Source organism: Streptomyces sp. NPDC048018, from assembly GCF_043202995.1.
Classification (GTDB): Bacteria; Actinomycetota; Actinomycetes; order Streptomycetales; family Streptomycetaceae; genus Streptomyces.
The window spans coordinates 124,390-143,454 of record NZ_JBIDBK010000001.1 but is presented as its reverse complement, the minus strand read 5'-3'; the positions used below and the strand labels follow the sequence as shown (position 1 = coordinate 143,454).

The window sequence follows — 19,065 nt, the reverse complement described above, 5'->3', positions numbered from 1 at the left end:
CCCGCGATCCGGCCGCACCGGGGGCGTACGGGTCAGTTGTCCGAGCCCACGGTGTTGTCGTGACCGGCGTTGAACACGTCGTCGGCGGCGACCTGATTCCAGCCGCCGAAGACGACGGTGTACGAGGTCTCGGGTTCGTATTCGACGTTCACGTCGGCGTGGGCGAATCCGGCGCTGCCGAGGACGATGGCGCCGGCGGCGAGGACGGGGAGCAGGGAACGCAAGGGGGGCACCTTTCGTGGGGGACGAAACGCTCCCCAAGCTAGGGCGTCCCGCTGTCCGTCGTGCGCGTGTCCGCCCGTGTGGCCTGGGCCTTCAGCCGATCGGGGCACGCCGGGCCGCCCGTGGCCGGTCCTGGCCGGCCCCCCGCGGCCGGGGTGGCAGACGGCGACCGCACCGGGCTTGCTGTCGCCCCTCGTTGACAGGCCTCGGCCCTGATCGGTCTAATGCGGACGCGTAGCGCTCGGGCCCGCTCGGCCCGGCCACCAGGGAGGGGCGAAGCCGTGGGCGGGCACAGCGGAGTACCGGACGATGCACCGGCGGGCATCGCGGAGCTCTACGAGCGGGACCGCACCTGCCGGACCCTGGGCATCGCCCTGGAGGAGGCCGCGCCGGGCCGGGCGCTGATGCGGATGCGGGTGACCGAGGACATGGTCAACGGTCACGGCATGGCGCACGGCGGGTTCGTGTTCCTCTTCGCCGACGCGGCGTTCGCCTTCGCCTGCAACGGCTACGGGCCGGTCACGGTGGCGCAGTCCGCGCAGGTCAGCTTTCTGCTGCCGGCCGCCGTCGACGACGAGCTGATCGCCGAGGCAGTGGAGCGGACGCGCTCCGGCCGCAACGGGATCTACGACGTCACGGTCCGCCGGACGGACGGAACGGTCGTCGCGGAGTTCCGCGGACAGAGCGTGATGCTCTCGGGCAGAGCGCAGCCGCGGACGGACTGACGCCACGGCATGAGGGACGCCCCGGGCGTCTGCCGGCTCGATCGGCAGACGCCGGGCGGCGCGCCCCGGTCAGTCGGCCGGACGCTCGTCCACCACCTGCTGGAGCTTGCCCGTCCGCGGGTTGGTGGTCAGCTCGGAGCGGGGCACCCACTCGATGCCCAGTTCGTGGATGGCGCCGTCCGCCACCTCCGCCGGGAAGAGCGGCCGTGCCGCGTAGACCGCCGCGACGAGACGGGCGCTCAGGTCCGCGGGGGGCTCCTCGACGTACCCCAGGCGCAGGATGAGCCCGTCCCGTCCGTCCCAGCGCCGCTGCACCATCTGCATGCCCGCGATGTGGCGTTCCGGGTCCGCCTCCACGAGCACCGCGCGGACGTCCTCGATCGGCATCGAGACCGTACCGACGCGACCGCCCTCCATGGACCGGCCGAGCAGGCGGAACCGCCGGCACTCGGCGTCGACCCACTCGCCGCGGTCGCCCGCGGGAAACCTGATGACCGGCATCAGCGTCCGGAACAGGTTGGTGACCAGCACCCGGCCCGGCACTCCCGGTGTGGTGATGGGCTCGCCGGTGACGTCGTCCACGAGCTCCACCACGGTGCGGTGCGGGAACGCCTCGTGCACCCGCACGTCCTCGCCGGGTACGGGTCGTCCGACGAGCCCCGCGTCGATGGAGGCGTAGCCGACGGAGGCGATGGCCGCCTTGGGGAAGGCGCGCAGCAGGATGGGCCGCAGGTCGGTGAAGAGCAGATCGCCGCCGAAGAGCAGCAGTTCCACCGTGTCGGCCGTCTGCCCGCGGCGGACGAGGCATTCCGCCACGGCGGCCAGCTTCATGGGGACGCCGGCGAGGACGTTCACCCCGAAGTCGCCGATCAGGTCGGCGATGAACTCGTTGGGGGCGCCGGCGCCGACCGGGAGGCGGACGTTGTCCACGGGTGCGGCGTGCAGCGCGTGCTCGATGTACAGCATCCCGCCGTACAGCTCGCCGGCCCAGAAGAGGTTGGCGACCCGGTGCCCCGGCTTCAGTCCGGCCTGCACGATGCCCGCGCCGAACGCGGTGACCGAGTCGGCGTGTTCCGACCGTGACCAGACCGACAGCTTGGGCACACCGGTGGTGCCCCCGGTCTTGTAGACCCCCGCGTCGGTCAGTGGTCCGGTCAGCACCCGGTTGTCCGGCCAGGTGTTGGCCGCCCAGAACTCCGTGTGGTCGATGACGGGGAGCTGGCTCAGGTGCGCGACCGTTCGCGGTACGTCCCGGTACGCCTCCGCGTAGAAGGGGGAGTGGGCGCGGACGAAGTCGACCAGTTCTTGGAGCGATTTGGCGGGCACTACGTCTCCTGCTCTGTGTCAGCGGCATCGGGTTCCGCCGGGCGCCCGATCCAGGTACGGGCGAGACCCTGGACGACGGAGCCGTCACGGTCGGTCAGCTTGTGCTCCAGATAGGCGGCCGCCCAGGGGTTGGTGGAGACGCGGAAGGCCGGCCGCTCGGACCGCAGGGTCCGCACGACGACGTCCGCCACCTCGGCCGCGGTCTGACCGGCACCCTCCCAACCCTGGTGGGCGACCCAGTGGAGGTAGTCGGCGAAGGTGGGGGCGTAGGGGCCGGAGGCGGCCTCGATGGTCCTGCGGTTGATGTCGGGGAAGATCCCGAACGAGGTGTCCCTGACGAAGCCGGGGACCACCACGGACACCTTCACGCCGTGGGCCGCCGCCACGGGGGCCAGGGCCTCCATGAATCCCTCGACGGCGAACTTCGCCGCGCAGTAGGCCTCGTTGAAGGGCTGTCCGACGATCCCGTGGACGCTGCCGATGGTGAGCAGGCGGCCCCGTGCGGCCCGCAGCAGCGGCATCGCGGCCCGGCTCACCTCGACCACACCGAAGAAGTTCACCTCCAGGTTGGCCCGCAGCGCATCCGTGGTGGACATCTCCAGGGTCGGGTCGAAGTTGGAGACGCCGGCATTGTTGACCACGGCGTCCAGGCGCCCGTACGCCTCGTGCACGCCGTCCACGCAGCGGGCCACGGACCCGGGGTCGGTGACGTCCAGCCGGCGGATGTCCAGCGCGACGCCGGCCCGGTCCGCCGCCTCCTGGAGCGCCCCGGCACGGGCGGGCTCGCGCTGGGTGGCGACGGTCGCGAATCCGGCCCGTGCGGCGGCGATCGCCGTGGCGAGACCGATGCCCGAGGACGTCCCGGTGACCAGGACCACCCGCGGGGCCTTCGGCTCCCCGCGGTCCCCCGGGGGAGGCAGGGGCGCGGTCATGAGGTGCCCTCGGCCAGGGCCGCTTCGGCGTCCCCCCGGCCCGCCTCCGGAGCCTGCCGCTCGGCCGCGTCCAGCAGGGGCTGGATGCGCAGGGCCGGGAGGAAGGAGCAGGCCGCGAGCAGGGTGCCGCCGGCCATGGTGGCCCGCGCCGCGTCCAGCACCCCGAGCGGGCCGCTGAGCAGGCTGACGGCCACGCCTCCGACCAGCGCCGCCAGCGGGATCACACCCCAGGTGGCGGTGCGGAAGGCGGCGTGCATGACGCCCTGGTGGTGCGCGGACATCCGGGACTGCCGGATGGGCGCGCTGCACACGTTGATGCAGGACATGAAGAAGCCGTAGCAGCCCATGGTCACGGCGATGACGGCGCCCGCCGGGAGGGCGGGTGCGGCGAGGACGCCGAGGCCGACGAGACAGTGCAGGAGCAGTGCCCAGGCCAGCATCCGCCCGGTTCCCAGCCGTTCGCCGGCCTTCGGCGCGAGGGCCGCGCCGGCCAGCGCCCCCACGGCCGCCACCGACATGGCGGCGCCGAAGACCCCCACGGAGACGCCGAGTCCCTGGTAGGCGAGGATCGGGAGCACGGTCACGAAGACCGGGCCGCCGCAGTTCAGCGTCACGGCCGCCACCACCACCCGTCGCAGCACGGGGTCGGACCAGTTCAGCCGGAAGCCCGCCGTGAGCCGCTGCCACACCGACCCCTCGGCGACGGTCCGCTCGCCCCAGGGCTTCATCGACCGGATGCACAGGGCGGAGATCAGATAGCTGGCGGCGTCGACGAGCAGGGCGGCCACGCCCAGCGCTGCGTAGAGGCCGGCCGCGAGGGAGGGGCCGGAGACCTCGGAGACCGACCGGGTGCCTTCCAGCCGTGAGTAGGCGCGCACCAGGTGGTCCTTCGGCACCACGGCGGGCACGGCGACCAGGTAGCCGACGGTGAAGAAGATCGTCGCGCCGCTGATCACCGCCACGCAGACGAAGAGCAGCGGCGTGGAGAGCAGGCCCTGCCAGTACGCCAGGGGAATGACGGCCACGGCCGCCAGGCGGGCGAGGTCGCACACGAGCAGGGTGCGGCGGTTGTCCCACCGGTCGACCAGCACGCCGGCGAGCGGGCCGAGCAGCGGGATGCCCAGGTACTGGGCCATCGCCACGATGCCGACCTGGAAGGCGGACGCGTCCAGAAGGAAGATCATCACGGTCGGCACGACGAACACGGTGATGCGGTCGCCGACCGTGCTCACCGCCTGGCCGATCCAGAATCGGTTGAACTCGGCTCCCAGGGACGCCGGACGCAGGGGCTTCACGGTCCCTCCCGCAGCACGAGGCCGGCGGTCTTGCCGGTGCGTCCGTTGCTGATCAGGTCGGCGACGGGCCGCACCCGGAAGTTCTCCGGATCGTGCTGGAAGGCGGTGCCCAGAGTGAAGGTCTCGGCCAGGAGTTCCTTGCGCAGCCGCTCGACGTCCACGGCCGCGCCCGGTCCGGCCACCACGAGGAGCTCCACGGCCGCGGCGCGGCCGCCGGTCTCACAGATCAGGACCTGGGCGCGGGTGACGCCCGGTTCCCGCTCCGCGCGGGCGATCAGCTCGTCCACGTGCAGACCCAGACCACGGACCTGGACCACGCTGTCGCGGCGGCCCGCGACCTGCATGGCCGGCCCGGGCCGGCCGCAGGGACAGGTCACCAGCCGTCCGGCGTCGCCGGTGCGGTAGCGCAGGACCGGGTTGAGCATCTCGGGGTCGAGGGTGGTGAAGTCCAGCAGCTCGTCCTCGTCCACGTGGACGAGTTGATGGGGCAGGGTGTGGAAGGTGTCGGCCGGGCAGTCGGGGTCGTTGGTCCCCACCACCCAGGTCTCGGTGCTGCCGAACATGCCCCAGCGCCGGGCCCCGGGCGCGACCGCGGCCATGTCCTCCTCCATCTGCGGCTGCCAGGCCTCGCCCAGCCAGAGCACCTTGCGCAGGGCGGGCAGCTCGATGCCCGCGGCCCGGGCGTGGGCGAACCAGAGCCGCAGCACGCTCGGGGTCCCGCCGATCGCCGTGACCTCGCGCGCCGCGAAGAAGGCCAGCCACTCGGCGTACTCGTCCCGGGTGACCGAGCCCAGAGCGATCACCTGGCACCCGGAGAGGTCGGCCAGGGCGGCGGCCAGGAAGTGCGCGCCCCACATGCGGCCTGCGCCCCAGGCGTTGACGAAGACGTCCTCGCGGTCCAGCGGCTGCCAGTGCGCGTGGACGCCGGACATGTAGAAACCGGTCGGCGCGTGGCCCAGCTTCGGCGCCCCGGTGCTGCCGCCGCTCTGGAAGAGCCAGGTGGCTCCGTGCTCGGCGCGTGGCCGGAGGTGGGCCAGCGCCAGGTTGAGATCGTCCTTGAGCAGCGGAGGGAGCGCGGCGACGTCGTCGAGGCTGCGGAGGCCGGCGTGGTCGCGGTAGCGGGCCGCCAGTTCCGGGACCTGGCGCAGGCGCTCGAGCGTGCTCCGGGCGACCGTGAGCCGGGGCGCGGCCGCCTCCGGCGTGTGGGAGAACATCGTGGTCAACTCCTCTCCGTCGGTGCGGTGATCGGGGCCGCTGCGCCGTCGCCGGGTCCGTCGGCGGCGGCGAGGTGCCGGGCATGGGCGTCCCGGTACGCGGCGAACCGGGCCCGGGTCACGTCCCGTTGGACCGTGCGGTCCGGATCCCCGGGCACGTGGGGGATGACGCCGTCGGGCTCCAGTTCGGAGAACCAGAAGCGCTGCCCGTCATGGAGGAAGTCGACACAGAAGAAGGGGATGGGGAGCCGCTCCGCGAAATAGGCCGTGGCCTTGGCCAGTTCCTCGGGCACCGGGACGAACTCCATGGCGCCGCCCCGGCTCGCGTTGGCGACCGCCGAACCGGGCTCCGGGGTCCGCTTCAGGACCGCGTGGGCGGCCCCGTCGATCACGTACACCCGGTAGTCGACGGTGCCGTCGCCGAGATAGGGCTGGACCACCAGGGTGGTGTCCCCGCCCTGGGCGAGGCTGGCCAGACCGCGGATGTCGCCCGCATTGCGCGCCAGGTTGATGCCGCCGCCACCGCACCAGCCGGCCGGCTTGACGACCGCCGGATAGGTCATGGTGCCGAGGGCCGCCTCGTACAGGTGCCTGCTCACGTCGCGGCCGGTGCCGATGCGGACGGACGGGATCGGGGGGATCGGCGAGCCCCCGAGGTGGAGCAGCGTGGCCAGCTTGTCGTTGCCGATCAGGGAGGTCTCGGGCGGGAACGGCAGGTAGAAGCCGGCCTGTTGCAGCACCGTGCACAGCGCGAACTGGTTGAAGATGTCCGCCTGCTGGTACGGCAGCGAGTAGAGGGCGGTGATGAAGAGCGTGTCGCGGGGGGTGACCGGTTCACCGTCCACGTAGACGCGCGGGCGGCCGGGCTGCGTGCTCTCCACCGTCACCGCGTCCGGGGAGTGGCGGGTCCACGTCATGCCGAGGTCCTCGGCGACCTCTGCGTAGAGGTCCCAGAACATGGCCTGCCAGGACGCGGTGGACCGGGTCGACTCCCGGTCGGGGAAGATCCAGCACATCCGGCGCAGCGGGCCGGCGGGGGAGCGGACTGGGGTGGGATTCACGGGGTGTCCTCGGGGGAGGTGGGTCGGGGGTGCGGGGCGCCGGCGGGCCTGTGCTCGGTGGGAGCGCGGTCCGTCCACCAGCGGCGACCGGACTCGGGGAGGGTGTCCAGCGGGTCGTAGTAGGGGTGCCGCCGGGCCAGCGCGGTCCCGAGGTCGGCTTCGGGCGACTGCCGCACTTCGAGCTCGGTGCGGTAGTTCTTCGTCCAGTACGAGATGCCGCGCTCGCGGTCGTACGCGACGGCCTGGTGCACCCAGCGCTTGCCGACGTGCGGGACGTCGCACACGATCCGCGGGGTGGCGTAGCCGGGGAGGTAGCCCATGATCGCCTCCTGGAGCCACTGGGCCTGGTGGACGGAGGTCCGCCAGTGCTCGGCGTGGGGGATCAGGTCGCAGAGGTAGAAGTAGTAGGGCAGGATGCCCGCTTCGCCCTGGAGCGCGAAGCAGAGGTCCAGCAGGTCCTCGGGGGTGGCGTTGACCCCGCGCATCAGCACGCCCTGGTTGCGGACGTCCCGCACCCCTGCGTCGAGGAGGGCCCGGGCGGCCTCGGCGACCAGCGGGGTGACGGACTGCACGTGGTTGGCGTGGGTGTGCACCGCGAGATTCACCCCCCGCCGCGCCGCCACCGCCGCGACCCGCCGTAGGCCGTCGACCACCTCGGGCTGGAGCCAGTGCTGGGGCAGGCCCACCACGGCCTTGCTCGCCAGCCGGACGTCCCGCACCGAACCCAGGTCCAGCAGGCGCATGAGGAACGCCTCCAGCTGCGGCCAGGGCACGTTGGCGACGTCTCCGCCGGAGACCACCACGTCGCGCACGGTCGGCGTGCGCTTGAGGTAGTCCAGCATCTGCTCCTGCCGGTCCCGCGGGCGGAGCACGAGCCGGGCCTTGGTGACCTGCGGGGTGGAGGTGCCGACCAGGTCCATCCTGGTGCAGTGCCCGCAGTACTGCGGGCAGGTGGCGACCAGTTCGGCCAGGACCTTGGTCGGATAGCGGTGGGTGAGGCCCTCCACCACCCACATGTCGGCCTCGTGCAGCGAGTCCCGCCCTGCCTTCGGGTGGCTCGGCCACCGCGGATGCCGGTCCGAGCGCACGGGGAGCATGTACCGGCGGACGGGGTCGGTGAGGAACGCCTCGGTGAACGCCGCCGGCTCCAGGGCGGCCCCGGGCGCCATGGTGTTCAGCATCTGCGGGGTGAGCAGCATCGGCATGGTGGCGAACTCCGCCTGGTCGGAGGCGAGATCACCGCAGAAGCGTTCGGTGAGCAGTCCACCGGTGACGGAGGCGAGCTGGCGCAGGTTCTTCACGCAGTGGGCCCGCTGCCACTGGGCGTCGCGCCACTCGCCCTCCGTGACGTGGCGCCAGCCCGGCAGCCGGCGCCAGTCCGGCTCGGTCAGCGGGGCCCGCGCGTACTGGTACGGCTGCCGGATCATCTGACGCCCCGGCCTAACGGGCGGTCAGGAGGGTGGCGAGACGGGTCCGGAGCTCTCGCTTGAGCACCTTTCCGGTCGGGCCCAGCGGGAAGTCCTCCGGCGCACGCGCGATGTCGACCGCGGCGAGCGGGGTCAGACCGGCCGCGGCCAGTGCCTTGTTGGCCGCCTCGCGGACCTCCTCGGCCGTGCTCCCGGCCGCTTCCTCCTGCAACCGGACCACCGCGACGGGACGTTGGCCCTGACCCGTCCCGGCGGGAACGCCGATCACCGAGCAGTCCTGCACCAGCGCGGCGCAGTCCGCCAGCAGCACCTCCTCGATCGGCAGGCTGTACGCCGGACCGTCCGCGGTGTCGATGACGTCCACCGTGCGGTCGAGATGGTAGAAACGCCCCTCCGCGTCACGGCGCGCCACGTCGCCGGTGAGCCAGTAGCCGTTCAGTTCGAACGTGCGGGTCAGCTTGTCGTCGTTCCAGTACCCGGGAGTACGCGACGGCGTGACCACGCCGAGCAGGCCCACGGTGCCGTCGGGCACCTCCTCGCCGTCCTCGTCGAGCACCGCCGCCTTCAGCACCACCTCCAGGGGCTTGCCGACGCAGCGGTCGTCGCGCGCGCTCTCCGGGGTGGTCATCTGCCCGAACAGGGCCATGCCCATCTCGGACGAACCCAGTCCGTCCACGAACTGCGAGCCGGGGAGGGCCGGCTGCTCCTCCTTCTCGCGCGGCAGCAGCCAGGGTCTGATGAGGCCGGCGGGCCGCTCGCCCAGCTGTACCAGCCGGCGGATGTGTCCGTAGTGGGCACTGTCGCCGGTGTTGAACCACGAGTGCACCTTCGCCGCGCCCCTGACCGGGAGTTCACCGGTGGCCAGCTCCACGAAGGTGCGGGGGAAGGAGGCGACCATGGTGGGCAGGAAGGCCTCCATCACCGGCTCGACGACGGTGCGCCGCCAGTCCGACATGACCACCGTCGGCAGGCCGAGCAGGGTGGCGGTGAGGAAGTAGCTGAGACCGCCCGCGTGGGTGTGCGGCATGAGGGACATCAGCCGGTCGTGGTCCTCGGCGGGGAAGCGCACCATGCGCGGCTGCTTGCCCTCCCAGAACTGGCGGTGCGCCAGCTTGGTCGACTTCGGTGTGCCGGTGGTACCGGAGGAGTGGATGAGCGCCACCACGTCGTCCGCGTCGTGCCGGTACGGATAGACCTCGGGAAGCCCGGCGGACTCGGCGTCGAAGGCGTGGAGTTCGGCCGCCATGGCGATGAAGCGGGGACGGCGGTGGGGCGTCTCACGGTATGCGGCGGCCAGCCGGGTCGGGTCGTCCGCGACCACTCCCACGACGCCCACGTGGTTGAGGTAGCGCACCATCACCTCGTGCCGCATGGCGTCGTTGACCAGCGCGGGAACGGCGCCCAGCGCGGAGAGCGCCAGGAAGTGGAGCACGGGCTCCAGCCCCTCCCCGACCACCACGCCGACCGGGTCTCCGGGCCGGACCCCGTTGGCCCAGTACCACTTGGCGTAGTGGTCGCGCAGCGCGGCGAGGTCGAGCAGGCTGTGGCCGCGCAGTTCGACGGCTCCCCTGTGGTCGACGCGGTGGGTGAAGGCGTACGGGACCGCGCGGTGGGGATTGACCGCGATGGCGTGGTCGAGGAAGTTCCCGGCTCCGAGCGTGGGCTCGGTCATCAGCTGCTGTCTGGCCGAGAGCGGGGCGATGGACGTGTGGTCGCTCATGAAGGTCTCCCGTTACGCGTCTCCGGGGCGGCGCCCTGGTGGGGCCCGGACCCGGAGACTGGTCGATGACTTGCTGTGCTCGGCGGAACTCGTGGTTCGGCTGCCCGGCCCCTGCGGTGGGTGGCGAGGGCCGCCGCACGGGCGGTGAGCGGGTGCGCCGCGACGCACCTGGGGGCGGGCCGGGCGTGGACCGGTGGGGCCGGACGGGCGGCGCGCCGCGACGACCGGCCGGGCCGCGGCCCGCGGCGGCTCGGAGGGTGGGTGTTCGGGGCCGGAGGCCGGCCGGGGGCGATGGGCGAAGGGTGTGCTGGTCGAGAGTGCGGTGGTCGGGTGGTGCGGCGGTCGGAAGGCGCCGCGGGGGAGCGGTCGGTCCGGGAGCGAGGTGCGAGGGACGGTTGCCGGAGGGAGGCTGCGCACCGGGGCTCTCCTCGGCGTACGGCTCGGGCGGGGCGAGCGTTGCCCCGAGGGCCCGGGGTTCCGGAGGCCCCGGCTCCCGGAAGCCCGGTGGTCCCCGAAGCGGACCGGCCCCCGACACGGACCGGCGCGGACGGGCCCGTGCCCCCGGCTCTACGGTCGGGCCAGGACCTCCGCCGCGACCCGGCGGCCCGAGCGGACGGCCCCCTCCAGGAGTCCGAAGAACTCGGTGCTGGTCTCCGTACCGGCCCAGTGCACGCGCCGGTACGGCTCCGTCAGGGTCGGGCCGTGCCGCACCCAGTCGCCCGGACCGAACAGGGCCGCGTAACACCCCTTGCTGTAGGGGTCGTTGACCCAGTCCGTCACATGGAAGGCCACCGGTTCGGGAAGCATCGGAAACAGCCGGGCGGCCTGCCCGACCGCCGACGAGCGCTGCTCCCGCGGATCGAGCGCCGCGAAGCGATGGGCCTCGCTGCCCGTGACGAAACCGGTGAGCACGCCCACCCCCGCCCCGGTCGGGGAGTCGTCCACGGTGGACAGCAGGGGCCCCTCGGCGTTCACCGACCACCCCGACAGGCCGTGGTCGCGCCAGACCGGTGCCGGATACACCAGGTGCACCTTGACCGCGCAGCCCCGCGCGGTGCGCTCGCCGGCCCTGCGCGTCGGCGGTTCGGGCCGATGGGCGATCGCGTCGGCCAGCAGCGGCGGGACGGCCATCACGGCGACGTCGGCCCGGTACTCCCCGTCGGCGGTGCGGACCGTGACCCCGTCCTCGTCCTGGTGCACGGCGCTGACCGGCTCACCGAGCCGCACCCTGGACCCGAGCCGAGCCGCCAGCCGTTCGCACACCTGATGGGCGCCCCCGTCGATCCGGTCCTGCTGGGCGCCGCCCTCGAAGGCGTTCAGGTAGCGCAGTCCGCCTCCCGACCGCAGGTAGAAGGCCACGTGCAGGATCGAGACCCTGGCCGGGTCGGCCGCCATCATCTCGCCGAGGAAGAGCGGGAAGAAGAGCCGGGCGTCCGGGTGGGCCAGGTGCCGCTCGGCCCACGAAGCGGCGGTCAGGGCGTCCAGCTCCTCGGCGCCGGGGGTGAGCCACGGCGCGTCGGGGCGGACGGCGGCGGTGAGTTCGTCGAGCCGCTCGAAGAGGTCGCCGAGGGCCACGGCGTTGAGCGGAGGGAAGCGTCCGTCCCGGGTGGTCTCCCCGGTCCCGAGTGCGAAGCGGCTCGCTCCCCGCATCGTGGTGGGTGTCGTCTTCAGATCCAACTCGGCAAGCAGGGAGTGGAGTTCGGTGTGCCGGTCACCGAGGTACGCGGCACCCGCGTCCACCCAGCCCCCGGCGGAGACCTGGAGTCCGCGGGCCCGGCCACCGACCCGGTCGCGTGCCTCCAGTACGGTCACGTCGACCCCGCCGGCGGTCAGCTCGGTGGCGGCCGTCAGACCGGCGAAGCCCGCTCCGACCACCACGGCCCGGGTGACGCCTCGTGATCGCCCGGCGGCGACGGACCCGTCGCGGGCGCTCACCGGGCGGCCGCGATCTTCGCGGCCAGGCGCGCGGGGGTCGGGGCGCCGATGAAGTCCTCGAAGGTCAGCTCCACTCCGTAGGACCGGGCGACGGAGCTGAGCACCCGGGTGGCGACGAGTGAGTCACCCCCGAGGAGGAAGAAGTCCGAGTCCGCGGAGATCTCCTCGACCTCCAGTACGCGCCGGAACATCGCCACCACACCCTCGGTGTCGGCGCCGGCCCGGGGACCGGCGGGGGCGCCTGGGCCGGCGGGCGTGCCCCCGGCGTCTGAGGCGGTGGTGTCAACGCTCATCAACGGTCTCCTTTGACCTGTTCACGGTTGCGTAGCGGAGGTGCGAGGCTTTGCGGTCGACCTTGCCGCTCGTGGTCAGCACGAGCTGCGGGACGACGGTGATCCGGCTCGGCACGAGATGGGCGGGGACCCGCTCGCGCAGGTAGGTCCGCAGGTCGATGTCCAGGCCCCCGGTCTCCGTGTGCGGCCGCGGCACGACGTAGGCGACCAGGGCGGCGCGGCCGGCGGCGGTGACCCCGGTGACGGCCACCGCGTTCACCGAGGGATGGGCGGCGAGGTGCGTCTCCACCTCGCCGGGATCGACACGGATGCCCCGGATCTTGATCTCGTCGTTCAGGCGGCCCTCGTGGGTGAGGAGGCCGTCCGGCGTCCTGCTGACCCGGTCGCCCGTCCGGAACCGGCGTGTTCCGCCCACGACGGCGTACGCCTCCTCGGTGGCCCGGGGCATCCCCCGGTAGCCGAGGGCCAGCGCCGGACCGCCGATCAGCAGCTCGCCCCGGTCGCCTACGTCCTCGACGACGTGGGGGAGGGCCCGGCCGATCGGCGCCCTGGTGCCGCTGTCCCAGTCCCAGCCCGGGACGGGGGCGCCGGGGCCGTGCAGATCGACCGCGTGTGTGACCAGGGTGGTCTCGGTGCACCCGTAGGTGTTGACCAGGCGGATCCGGCCGGTGCCGAGGCGGCTCCAGTCTGCCAGCCGGGCCGGACTGACGGCCTCGCCGCCGATCACCATCAGCCGGACGCAGTCGGGAAGCGCCGTTGCCTCCTCCGCGAGGTGGATCACGAGCTCGTGCCAGAAGGCCGTGGGCAGGTCGAGGACGCTGACCCGCTCGCGTTCGACCATGCGCAGGAACCGGGGGAAGGAGCCCGAGTGGGCCTCGTCGGCGAAGACCAGGGTGGCTCCCGCGGTCAGCGTCGGGAAGATCTCTTCGAGCGAGGTGTCCCAGTTGAGCGAGGCGAACTGCAGCACCCGGTCCTCAGGCGTGAGGGCGAAGAGTTCGCGGAGCGAGTGCACGGAGGCCGAGATGGCCCGGCGTGGTGTCACCACCGGCTTCGGCCGGCCGGTGGAACCGGAGGTGAAGAGGACGTAGGCGGGCTCTTCCGGGTCCGGCGCCGGCCCGACGCCCCCGGCTCCCTCCGGGATGGCCGCCGTGGGGCGCGGGTCGTCCAGCACGACGGTGGGTAAGCCGAGTCCAGGGCTGAGGGTCATACCGGTGGCGACGATCGCGCGGCATGCCGCCGCGGAGGCCATGTCCTGCTGGCGTGAGAGGGGGAAGGCCGGGTCCACCGGACAGTAGACGCCGCCGGCCGCGAGAACGCCGAGAGCGGCGACCACGGTCTGCGGGGTGTGCGTCGCGGGTACGGCGATCGTTCCGGGCCGGGGGCCGAGCCGCTCCGCGAGCCCGGTCACGAGCCCGTGCAGCCGTCGGTAGGTCAGGACCTGCCCTTCGTGGACCAGTGCCGCGCGCTCCGGGTCGCGGAGTGCGGCTTCCGTGAAGACCTCGATGAGGTCAGGGGTGGTTCGGTAGGTCTCGCACTGCATCGACTTGATCGCCCCAAATAAGCTTGAAAGCGCCTGTCCGTGCCCGACGAACGGGGACTCTACCTCCGAACAAGTGTTGCCACAACGGAAGTTGAGGAGATTTGGGTGATCTCCGTGGACGCGGCGTGAGCGCCTGCGCTCCAGCAGGTCAGAGCCCCTGCGAAGGCCTGGCTTCCGCTTCGGCGGAGGCCGCGGTTCCGAGTCGTCGGGAAGCGGCCGGCGACGACGGGGAGGCAACCCGCGGAGGCCGCGGTTCCGGGCCCCGGCACGCACGGAGGCCGAAAGTGGCGGGTGAGCGCCCAGGGGACGCCGGGCACGTCGGTTGCCGCAGCGCGGAGTGACGGGGCCTGTGCGCTCAGGCGGCACGGAGCCCGTCGGCGGCGTGCCCCGTTCGCCAGGTGCGACGGGTCCCCCGCGTGGTCCGGAGCGTTCCCGCCCGGACGGGATCCGGAGCGTTCCCGCCCGTACGGGCGGTGCCCCGCGTTCGGTGAGCCGTCCGCCCCGGACTCCTCGTCCGGGGCGGGAGAGCGGCGAGAGCCCTGGTCGCAGGCGCCCGGAGGGCAGGCGTGCAGAGGCCGCCCCGCTGCGGAATCCGGCCGATCGGGCGGGCCGGAGGCGCGCGTCCGGAATGAGGTGACGCGGTCGGGGCATGCGCAGGTCGGGATCAGTGCGGGTGGCCCGACAAGGTGCCGCGTTCGACTTGGAGGTACGCGATGTCAAGTACGGCCCCGGCCCGGGGTGCGCTGCCGGGCGGTCTGGTCGCCCTTCCGCGGGTGTACCGGCCCCAGGCCGACACCCGTCTGCTCGCCGGAGCACTCGCCCGAGAGGACCTGGGCCCCGGAAACCGCGTGCTGGAGATCGGCACCGGGACCGGAGCGCTCGCCCTGCACGCCGCACGCAGCGGGGCCGCGGTCACTGCCGTCGACGTCTCGTGGCGGGCGGTCGTCACGGCGCGCCTGAACGCCTTTCTGTACCGGCTGTCCCTGCGCGTCCTGCACGGCGACTTCGCGGCCCGTACGGTCGGCCGCCGATTCGACCTCGTCGTCGCCAACCCGCCGTACGTGCCCGCCCCGGGGGCGGAGCCACCGTCGCGCGGGCCGGAACGGGCCTGGGACGCGGGTCACGACGGGCGCCTGCTGATCGACCGCATCTGCGACGACGCTCCGGCCCTGCTGCGGCCGGGCGGTGTGCTGCTCATGGTGCACTCGGTCATGTGCGGCCCGCAGGAGACCCTGGACCGGCTGACCGGGGCGGGACTGGACGCACGCATCACCGACCGGGCCACCGTGCCCTGGGGCCCGGTCCTGCGCGGGCGGCGGGACTGGCTGGAACGCCGGGGCCTCGCGGACCGCACCGACGAATGGGAAGAGCTGGTGGTCGTCCGTGCCCGGAAACTCTGACCCCCGGCCGCGTCCCGCCCCTCCGACGGGACCAGCCCACCGCGTGTTCGCCGAACCGGACGGGCCGATCCTCGTCGAGGGACCGGTGGAGATCGTGCTGGAGGACGGCACGACCGCCCGCTCCGACCGCTTCATGGTCGCGGTGTGCACCTGCCGTCGCAGCCGTACGTACCCCTGGTGCGACACCAGCCACCGCCGCCGCGAGCGAGCCGCTCGCCCACCCGAGGACAGGAACCGCTGATGCCCGATCCCCGGCACCCGGGCCGGCCGGACACCGGACAGGGCCCCCGCCTGGCCGCCGACCGTGGCCCGCTCTCCCGCGCGGTCTGCGAAGCCCTGCGCAGCGGTGAGGCGCCCGCGTACGAGGCCGCGGCCGTGTCACGGGCCGACCCGTGGGGCGAGGACCTCCAGCTCGCCCTCTACCTCCTGTACGAGCTGCACTACCGGGGCTTCGACGAGGTCTCGGACGCGCTCGAATGGGACCCGGAGCTCCTGCGACTGCGCGCCGCGCTGGAAGCCCGCTTCCTCGACGCCCTGCGCACGGAGCTGTCCGACGCCCCCAGGACCGTCGAGGACGCCTTCGCCCCGCTGCTCGTGGAACCCGTGGACCTCTCCGGGAGCCTCAGCCGCCACCTGGAGACCCACGGGGAGCTGTGGCAGCTGCGCGAGTACGCCGCGCTCCGCTCCCTCTACCACCTCAAGGAGGCGGACCCGCACGCCTGGGTGATCCCCCGCCTCACGGGCCGGTCCAAGGCGGCCATGGTCGCCATCGAGTACGACGAGTTCGGCGCCGGCCGCGCCGACCGGATCCACGCGCGGCTGTTCGCCGACCTCATGGCCGATCTCGGCCTGGACACCACCTACGGCCGCTACCTGGAACACGCCCCCGCGCCGCTCCTCGCGACCGTGAACCTGATGTCCCTCCTCGGCCTCCACCGCAGGCTGCGGGGCGCCCTGGTGGGCCACTTCGCCTGCGTCGAGGTCACCTCGTCCCCCGGCTCCAGGCGCCTGGCCCGTGCCATGCGGCGCTGTGGCGCCGGAGACGCCGCCGAACACTTCTACGCGGAGCACGTCGAGGCCGACGCCGTGCACGAACAGGTCGTACGGCACGAGGTCATCGGCGGGCTGCTCGCCGACGAGCCCGCCCTGGAGGCCGATGTCGCCTTCGGATGCGCGGCCACCGTCCTGACGGAGGACCGCCTCGCCCACCACATCCGCCAGGCCTGGGAACAGGGGCGGAGCGCTCTGCGTGCACCCCTGACCGAAGCCGGGCGATGACCCTTCGGCGGGGGGTGGGAGCGGCCGACCGGGGGAGTGGACGGCCGTGACGGGTGGCCGGGTTCGCGGCGGTGGGGAGATGCGCCGAGAACCCGGGGCAGGCCCGGGTTCTCGGCGCATCGGCCCCGGGGCGCCGGGCGCCGGGCATCGGCCGTCGGGGTGCGGCATCGGCGCGGGGTGCGCGGGCGCCCCGCGCCCTTCCGGGGCCGCCTCCTCCGTGCCGGCGCGGAGGCCGGGGACGGCGCGGGGGCAGGGGACGGCCGGCCCGCCGTGGGCCGGGTGGCCCGGCCCACGGCGGACGGGTTCAGCCGGGCCAGGTGCCCGTCAGACGTCGGGTGGTCGCGGCCCCCGCGCGGTCCACCGCGGCCTTGACGAGGGAGAAGATCGCCCCCTGCAGAGCGGCGGACACCAGGACCTCGGGCCAGTTCCGGTCCTCGTCGGTGGGGTGGGGGGCGTCGTCTTCGTGGCCGACCATCTTCCACACCTGCCGGAAGGCCGCACCGGCGATGAGGCCGCTGACGGCGCCGAGCGTCATGCCGACGGGCTTGTAGGCGATCTTGGATACCCTCATTTGCGCCGCCAGGTGCGCCGCAGCAGCAGGAGGGCCACCAGGGCCGCGCCCCCTGCCAGTAGTGCGGGGCGAATGGACCGCGCCCTGGTCGCGGCCGAAGCGGCTCCCTTGCGGACCTGTTCCGGGGCCGTGGCCGTTGCCAGGTGCCCGGCGTCGACCGCGCCCTCGTGTATGCGCGCGGCGGCGCGGGCAGCCGCGTCCCGCACCGGATCGGGAGTCCTGTCCTTGGCCGCCTCGACGGCCTGGACGGCCTTGTGCCGGAGTTGCCCGGCGGCCTGGGCCGCCTTCGCTGCGGCCTGCTCCTTGACCACGGCTGCCTTGTCCTTGGCCTGATCCTTCACCACGGCTGCCTTGTCCTTGGCCTGCTTCTTGACGTCGGCCTTGGCCGCGAGCGCTTCCACGGTCCGCCCCAGGTTCTCGCGCGTGCGCTCGACCTGTTCGCGCAACTGGTCCGTGGTCGGCGCGGGTTCGTCGCCGGGGGACTGATGGCTCATCGGTGTGCCCTTTCCTTGATCTCGGCCACATCGGCCTTGATGCTGTCGATGGTCTGTCCGGGCGCGGGACTCCCGGCCCTGGCGACCTGCTTCCTGCCCACCGCCGCCAGCACGGCGGCCGCGGTCGCGAGCAGGACGGCCACGACCAGCGCCGAAGCCCACACCGGCAGGGCCAGCGCGAGGGCGGCGATCGCCCCGGCGACCAGGGCCTGAGCGGCCAGGAAGCCGACGAGGCCGGCTCCGCCGAACAGACCGCCGCCGATCCCGTAGCGCTTGCCCTTCCCGGCCATCTCCGCCCCGGCCAGCCGCATCTCCTCGCGGACCAGTTCCGAGATCTGCTGCGACGCGCGCTTGACGAGCTCGCCCACTGGCTCGTCCCCGCCGTGGCCGGGCCGGCTTCCGACGGAAGTCATCCGGTTCCTCCTTGTCGTCGGCTTCGCGTGGGGTGTCCCAGCCGCGCCTACCCGCCAACCGGCCGGTCACCCACCGATCACGCATCGGCATGGCGGCCATCTGGGGAACATGCGGGCGCGCGCGGTAGCAGACCGGCGGCCGCGGGCTCGACGGCGGCCGCCGGTCTGCTACGCGCGAAGGAATCGGCCCCGGCCGTCGACCGGCACGATCGCGTCCCGTGGCCCGGGACCAGGCCGCGACGCCCTGGCCCTGCGGTCACCGCGGGCCCCGGTCCGCCCGTCACGAGGAGAAGCGGGCCTCGACGCGCCCCTCGACGATCCGGCACTCGAAGGCGGGCTGCGGAGCGGTGGCCGGCCCCGTCACGTTCCAGCCGTCCTCCAGGCGGAACGTGCTGCCGTGCCAGGGGCAGACCACGCACCCGTCGACGACCTCGCCCTCGGAGAGCGGTCCGCCCATGTGGCTGCACCGGTCCGCCAGTACCCGGACGGTGTCCTCACCGGTGCGCACGACGACCACGGCGACCTCTCCGACGTGCCCGAGGTACGGCCGCCCGAGCGGCAGGTCCGCGAGGGCCGCGACAGTGTGCCACCCGGGCGGGACGAGCGCGGGGACCTGCTCGGCGTGGTTGGCGCCGGCGGCCTGCCGGTAGGCGAGGTGTCCGCCGATCGCGCCGCCCACGCCGATTGCGGTGAGGCCGCAGAAGCCCCACATCCGGCCACGCCAGTGCCGGCCCCGGCAGCGGGCGGTCAGCGAGGCGGCGTACAGCCCGACCCCCACGATGTTGGACGCGGCGTGCACCAGGCCGACGCGCAGTTGCGGCCGCGGCATCTCGGCCCAGTCGACCCACCCGGCGACGGCGGCGGGCCCCGCCCCGGCGAGTCCCGCGCCGACGAGCAACCGTGCGGCGCGGGACTGGCCGGGCACGAGGTCGAGCACGGCGGCCGACAGCCACGCGCCGACGGGAAACTGCACGAGCAGCGGATGCACCGGGTGCCCGAGCCACCGCCCGTGCAGGGCGTCCCGCGCGGACCCCAGCGGAAGACGCCGTACCACTCCGCGGAGGGCGTCCACGACCCGGTCGCTGCGCGGAGACTTCTCCAGACGATCCATCGCCCTCAGCACGACGCCGGCCTCCTGCCCGGAAGGCAGAACCGACCGCAGGGCGGATTCGTAGCTCTTCACACCCCCGCGTGTAACCGCCCCGTACGAGTCGAAACG

At 73.5% G+C, this 19,065-nt stretch carries 19 protein-coding genes; 4 read left to right on the top strand and 15 right to left on the bottom strand.

Annotated features, from left to right (window positions below):
* Positions 1-32: 32 nt before the first annotated feature.
* The gene (locus ACGF1Z_RS00665; protein ID WP_392998374.1) at positions 33-224 is read right to left on the bottom strand and encodes a hypothetical protein; all 192 of its coding nucleotides are present in this window, start codon (positions 222-224) and stop codon (positions 33-35) included.
* Positions 225-503: 279 nt separating this feature from the next.
* Here ACGF1Z_RS00665 and paaI point away from each other — a divergent pair, with 279 nt between their 5' ends.
* Complete coding sequence (gene paaI / locus ACGF1Z_RS00660) at positions 504-947, top strand: hydroxyphenylacetyl-CoA thioesterase PaaI (RefSeq protein WP_392998372.1); 444 nt, start codon at positions 504-506, stop codon at positions 945-947.
* 69 nt (positions 948-1,016) lie between these two features.
* Here paaI and ACGF1Z_RS00655 read toward each other — a convergent pair whose 3' ends face one another.
* The 10 genes from ACGF1Z_RS00655 to ACGF1Z_RS00610 form a co-directional block, all read right to left on the bottom strand.
* Positions 1,017-2,273, bottom strand: a complete 1,257-nt coding sequence (locus tag ACGF1Z_RS00655) for a phenylacetate--CoA ligase family protein (protein ID WP_392998370.1) — start codon at positions 2,271-2,273, stop codon at positions 1,017-1,019.
* Positions 2,273-3,205, bottom strand: a complete 933-nt coding sequence (locus ACGF1Z_RS00650; protein ID WP_392998368.1) for an SDR family NAD(P)-dependent oxidoreductase — start codon at positions 3,203-3,205, stop codon at positions 2,273-2,275. Before ACGF1Z_RS00650 ends, ACGF1Z_RS00655 begins: the two co-directional genes overlap by 1 nt.
* Positions 3,202-4,500: an MFS transporter gene (locus ACGF1Z_RS00645; RefSeq protein WP_392998366.1), complete on the bottom strand. Its 1,299-nt coding sequence runs from the start codon at positions 4,498-4,500 to the stop codon at positions 3,202-3,204. Before ACGF1Z_RS00645 ends, ACGF1Z_RS00650 begins: the two co-directional genes overlap by 4 nt.
* Positions 4,497-5,714, bottom strand: a complete 1,218-nt coding sequence (locus tag ACGF1Z_RS00640; protein WP_392998364.1) for a phenylacetate--CoA ligase family protein — start codon at positions 5,712-5,714, stop codon at positions 4,497-4,499. The genes ACGF1Z_RS00645 and ACGF1Z_RS00640 overlap by 4 nt, the downstream gene beginning before the upstream one ends.
* A gap of 5 nt (positions 5,715-5,719) precedes the next feature.
* Positions 5,720-6,775, bottom strand: a complete 1,056-nt coding sequence (locus ACGF1Z_RS00635; protein WP_392998362.1) for a RimK family alpha-L-glutamate ligase — start codon at positions 6,773-6,775, stop codon at positions 5,720-5,722.
* Positions 6,772-8,202: a KamA family radical SAM protein gene (locus ACGF1Z_RS00630; RefSeq protein ID WP_392998360.1), complete on the bottom strand. Its 1,431-nt coding sequence runs from the start codon at positions 8,200-8,202 to the stop codon at positions 6,772-6,774. The genes ACGF1Z_RS00635 and ACGF1Z_RS00630 overlap by 4 nt, the downstream gene beginning before the upstream one ends.
* A 13-nt stretch (positions 8,203-8,215) precedes the next feature.
* Entirely contained in the window at positions 8,216-9,922 is a 1,707-nt protein-coding gene (locus tag ACGF1Z_RS00625; RefSeq protein WP_392998358.1) for a class I adenylate-forming enzyme family protein, read from the bottom strand.
* 567 nt (positions 9,923-10,489) lie between these two features.
* Complete coding sequence (locus tag ACGF1Z_RS00620) at positions 10,490-11,800, bottom strand: flavin monoamine oxidase family protein (RefSeq protein ID WP_392998356.1); 1,311 nt, start codon at positions 11,798-11,800, stop codon at positions 10,490-10,492.
* A 53-nt stretch (positions 11,801-11,853) separates the two neighbouring features.
* The gene (locus tag ACGF1Z_RS00615) at positions 11,854-12,150 is read right to left on the bottom strand and encodes an acyl carrier protein (protein ID WP_392998354.1); all 297 of its coding nucleotides are present in this window, start codon (positions 12,148-12,150) and stop codon (positions 11,854-11,856) included.
* Positions 12,140-13,690, bottom strand: a complete 1,551-nt coding sequence (locus tag ACGF1Z_RS00610) for an amino acid adenylation domain-containing protein (protein WP_392998352.1) — start codon at positions 13,688-13,690, stop codon at positions 12,140-12,142. The genes ACGF1Z_RS00615 and ACGF1Z_RS00610 overlap by 11 nt, the downstream gene beginning before the upstream one ends.
* Positions 13,691-14,403: 713 nt before the next feature.
* Here ACGF1Z_RS00610 and ACGF1Z_RS00605 point away from each other — a divergent pair.
* Genes ACGF1Z_RS00605 through ACGF1Z_RS00595 form a run of 3 tightly spaced genes read left to right on the top strand, consistent with a single transcriptional unit; the run spans position 14,404 to position 16,368 of the window.
* Positions 14,404-15,090, top strand: a complete 687-nt coding sequence (locus ACGF1Z_RS00605) for a HemK2/MTQ2 family protein methyltransferase (protein WP_392998350.1) — start codon at positions 14,404-14,406, stop codon at positions 15,088-15,090.
* 43 nt (positions 15,091-15,133) lie between these two features.
* Positions 15,134-15,331, top strand: coding sequence for a CDGSH iron-sulfur domain-containing protein (locus ACGF1Z_RS00600; protein WP_392998348.1), 198 nt, complete (start codon positions 15,134-15,136; stop codon positions 15,329-15,331).
* Entirely contained in the window at positions 15,331-16,368 is a 1,038-nt protein-coding gene (locus ACGF1Z_RS00595; protein WP_392998346.1) for an iron-containing redox enzyme family protein, read from the top strand. The genes ACGF1Z_RS00600 and ACGF1Z_RS00595 overlap by 1 nt, the downstream gene beginning before the upstream one ends.
* 304 nt (positions 16,369-16,672) lie before the next feature.
* Here ACGF1Z_RS00595 and ACGF1Z_RS00590 read toward each other — a convergent pair whose 3' ends face one another.
* From ACGF1Z_RS00590 to ACGF1Z_RS00575, 4 genes are all read right to left on the bottom strand, one after another.
* Positions 16,673-16,939, bottom strand: coding sequence for a DUF4235 domain-containing protein (locus ACGF1Z_RS00590; protein ID WP_392998344.1), 267 nt, complete (start codon positions 16,937-16,939; stop codon positions 16,673-16,675).
* Positions 16,936-17,433, bottom strand: coding sequence for a DUF3618 domain-containing protein (locus tag ACGF1Z_RS00585; protein ID WP_392998342.1), 498 nt, complete (start codon positions 17,431-17,433; stop codon positions 16,936-16,938). The genes ACGF1Z_RS00590 and ACGF1Z_RS00585 overlap by 4 nt, the downstream gene beginning before the upstream one ends.
* The gene (locus tag ACGF1Z_RS00580; protein ID WP_392998340.1) at positions 17,430-17,846 is read right to left on the bottom strand and encodes a phage holin family protein; all 417 of its coding nucleotides are present in this window, start codon (positions 17,844-17,846) and stop codon (positions 17,430-17,432) included. The genes ACGF1Z_RS00585 and ACGF1Z_RS00580 overlap by 4 nt, the downstream gene beginning before the upstream one ends.
* 280 nt (positions 17,847-18,126) lie before the next feature.
* Entirely contained in the window at positions 18,127-18,957 is an 831-nt protein-coding gene (locus tag ACGF1Z_RS00575) for a Rieske 2Fe-2S domain-containing protein (RefSeq protein WP_393000247.1), read from the bottom strand.
* Positions 18,958-19,065: the final 108 nt, after the last annotated feature.

Bases quoted from the DNA above. Each gene is read 5' to 3' on its own strand.
- ACGF1Z_RS00650 (WP_392998368.1), bottom strand. From the start codon at position 3,205: ATGACCGCGCCCCTGCCTCCCCCGGGGGACCGCGGGGAGCCGAAGGCC.
- ACGF1Z_RS00640 (WP_392998364.1), bottom strand. From the start codon at position 5,714: ATGTTCTCCCACACGCCGGAGGCGGCCGCGCCCCGGCTCACGGTCGCC.
- ACGF1Z_RS00630 (WP_392998360.1), bottom strand. From the start codon at position 8,202: ATGATCCGGCAGCCGTACCAGTACGCGCGGGCCCCGCTGACCGAGCCG.
- ACGF1Z_RS00625 (WP_392998358.1), bottom strand. From the start codon at position 9,922: ATGAGCGACCACACGTCCATCGCCCCGCTCTCGGCCAGACAGCAGCTG.
- ACGF1Z_RS00615 (WP_392998354.1), bottom strand. From the start codon at position 12,150: ATGAGCGTTGACACCACCGCCTCAGACGCCGGGGGCACGCCCGCCGGC.
- ACGF1Z_RS00610 (WP_392998352.1), bottom strand. From the start codon at position 13,690: ATGCAGTGCGAGACCTACCGAACCACCCCTGACCTCATCGAGGTCTTC.
- ACGF1Z_RS00605 (WP_392998350.1), top strand. From the start codon at position 14,404: ATGTCAAGTACGGCCCCGGCCCGGGGTGCGCTGCCGGGCGGTCTGGTC.
- ACGF1Z_RS00595 (WP_392998346.1), top strand. From the start codon at position 15,331: ATGCCCGATCCCCGGCACCCGGGCCGGCCGGACACCGGACAGGGCCCC.
- ACGF1Z_RS00590 (WP_392998344.1), bottom strand. From the start codon at position 16,939: ATGAGGGTATCCAAGATCGCCTACAAGCCCGTCGGCATGACGCTCGGC.
- ACGF1Z_RS00585 (WP_392998342.1), bottom strand. From the start codon at position 17,433: ATGAGCCATCAGTCCCCCGGCGACGAACCCGCGCCGACCACGGACCAG.
- ACGF1Z_RS00580 (WP_392998340.1), bottom strand. From the start codon at position 17,846: ATGACTTCCGTCGGAAGCCGGCCCGGCCACGGCGGGGACGAGCCAGTG.
- ACGF1Z_RS00575 (WP_393000247.1), bottom strand. From the start codon at position 18,957: ATGGATCGTCTGGAGAAGTCTCCGCGCAGCGACCGGGTCGTGGACGCC.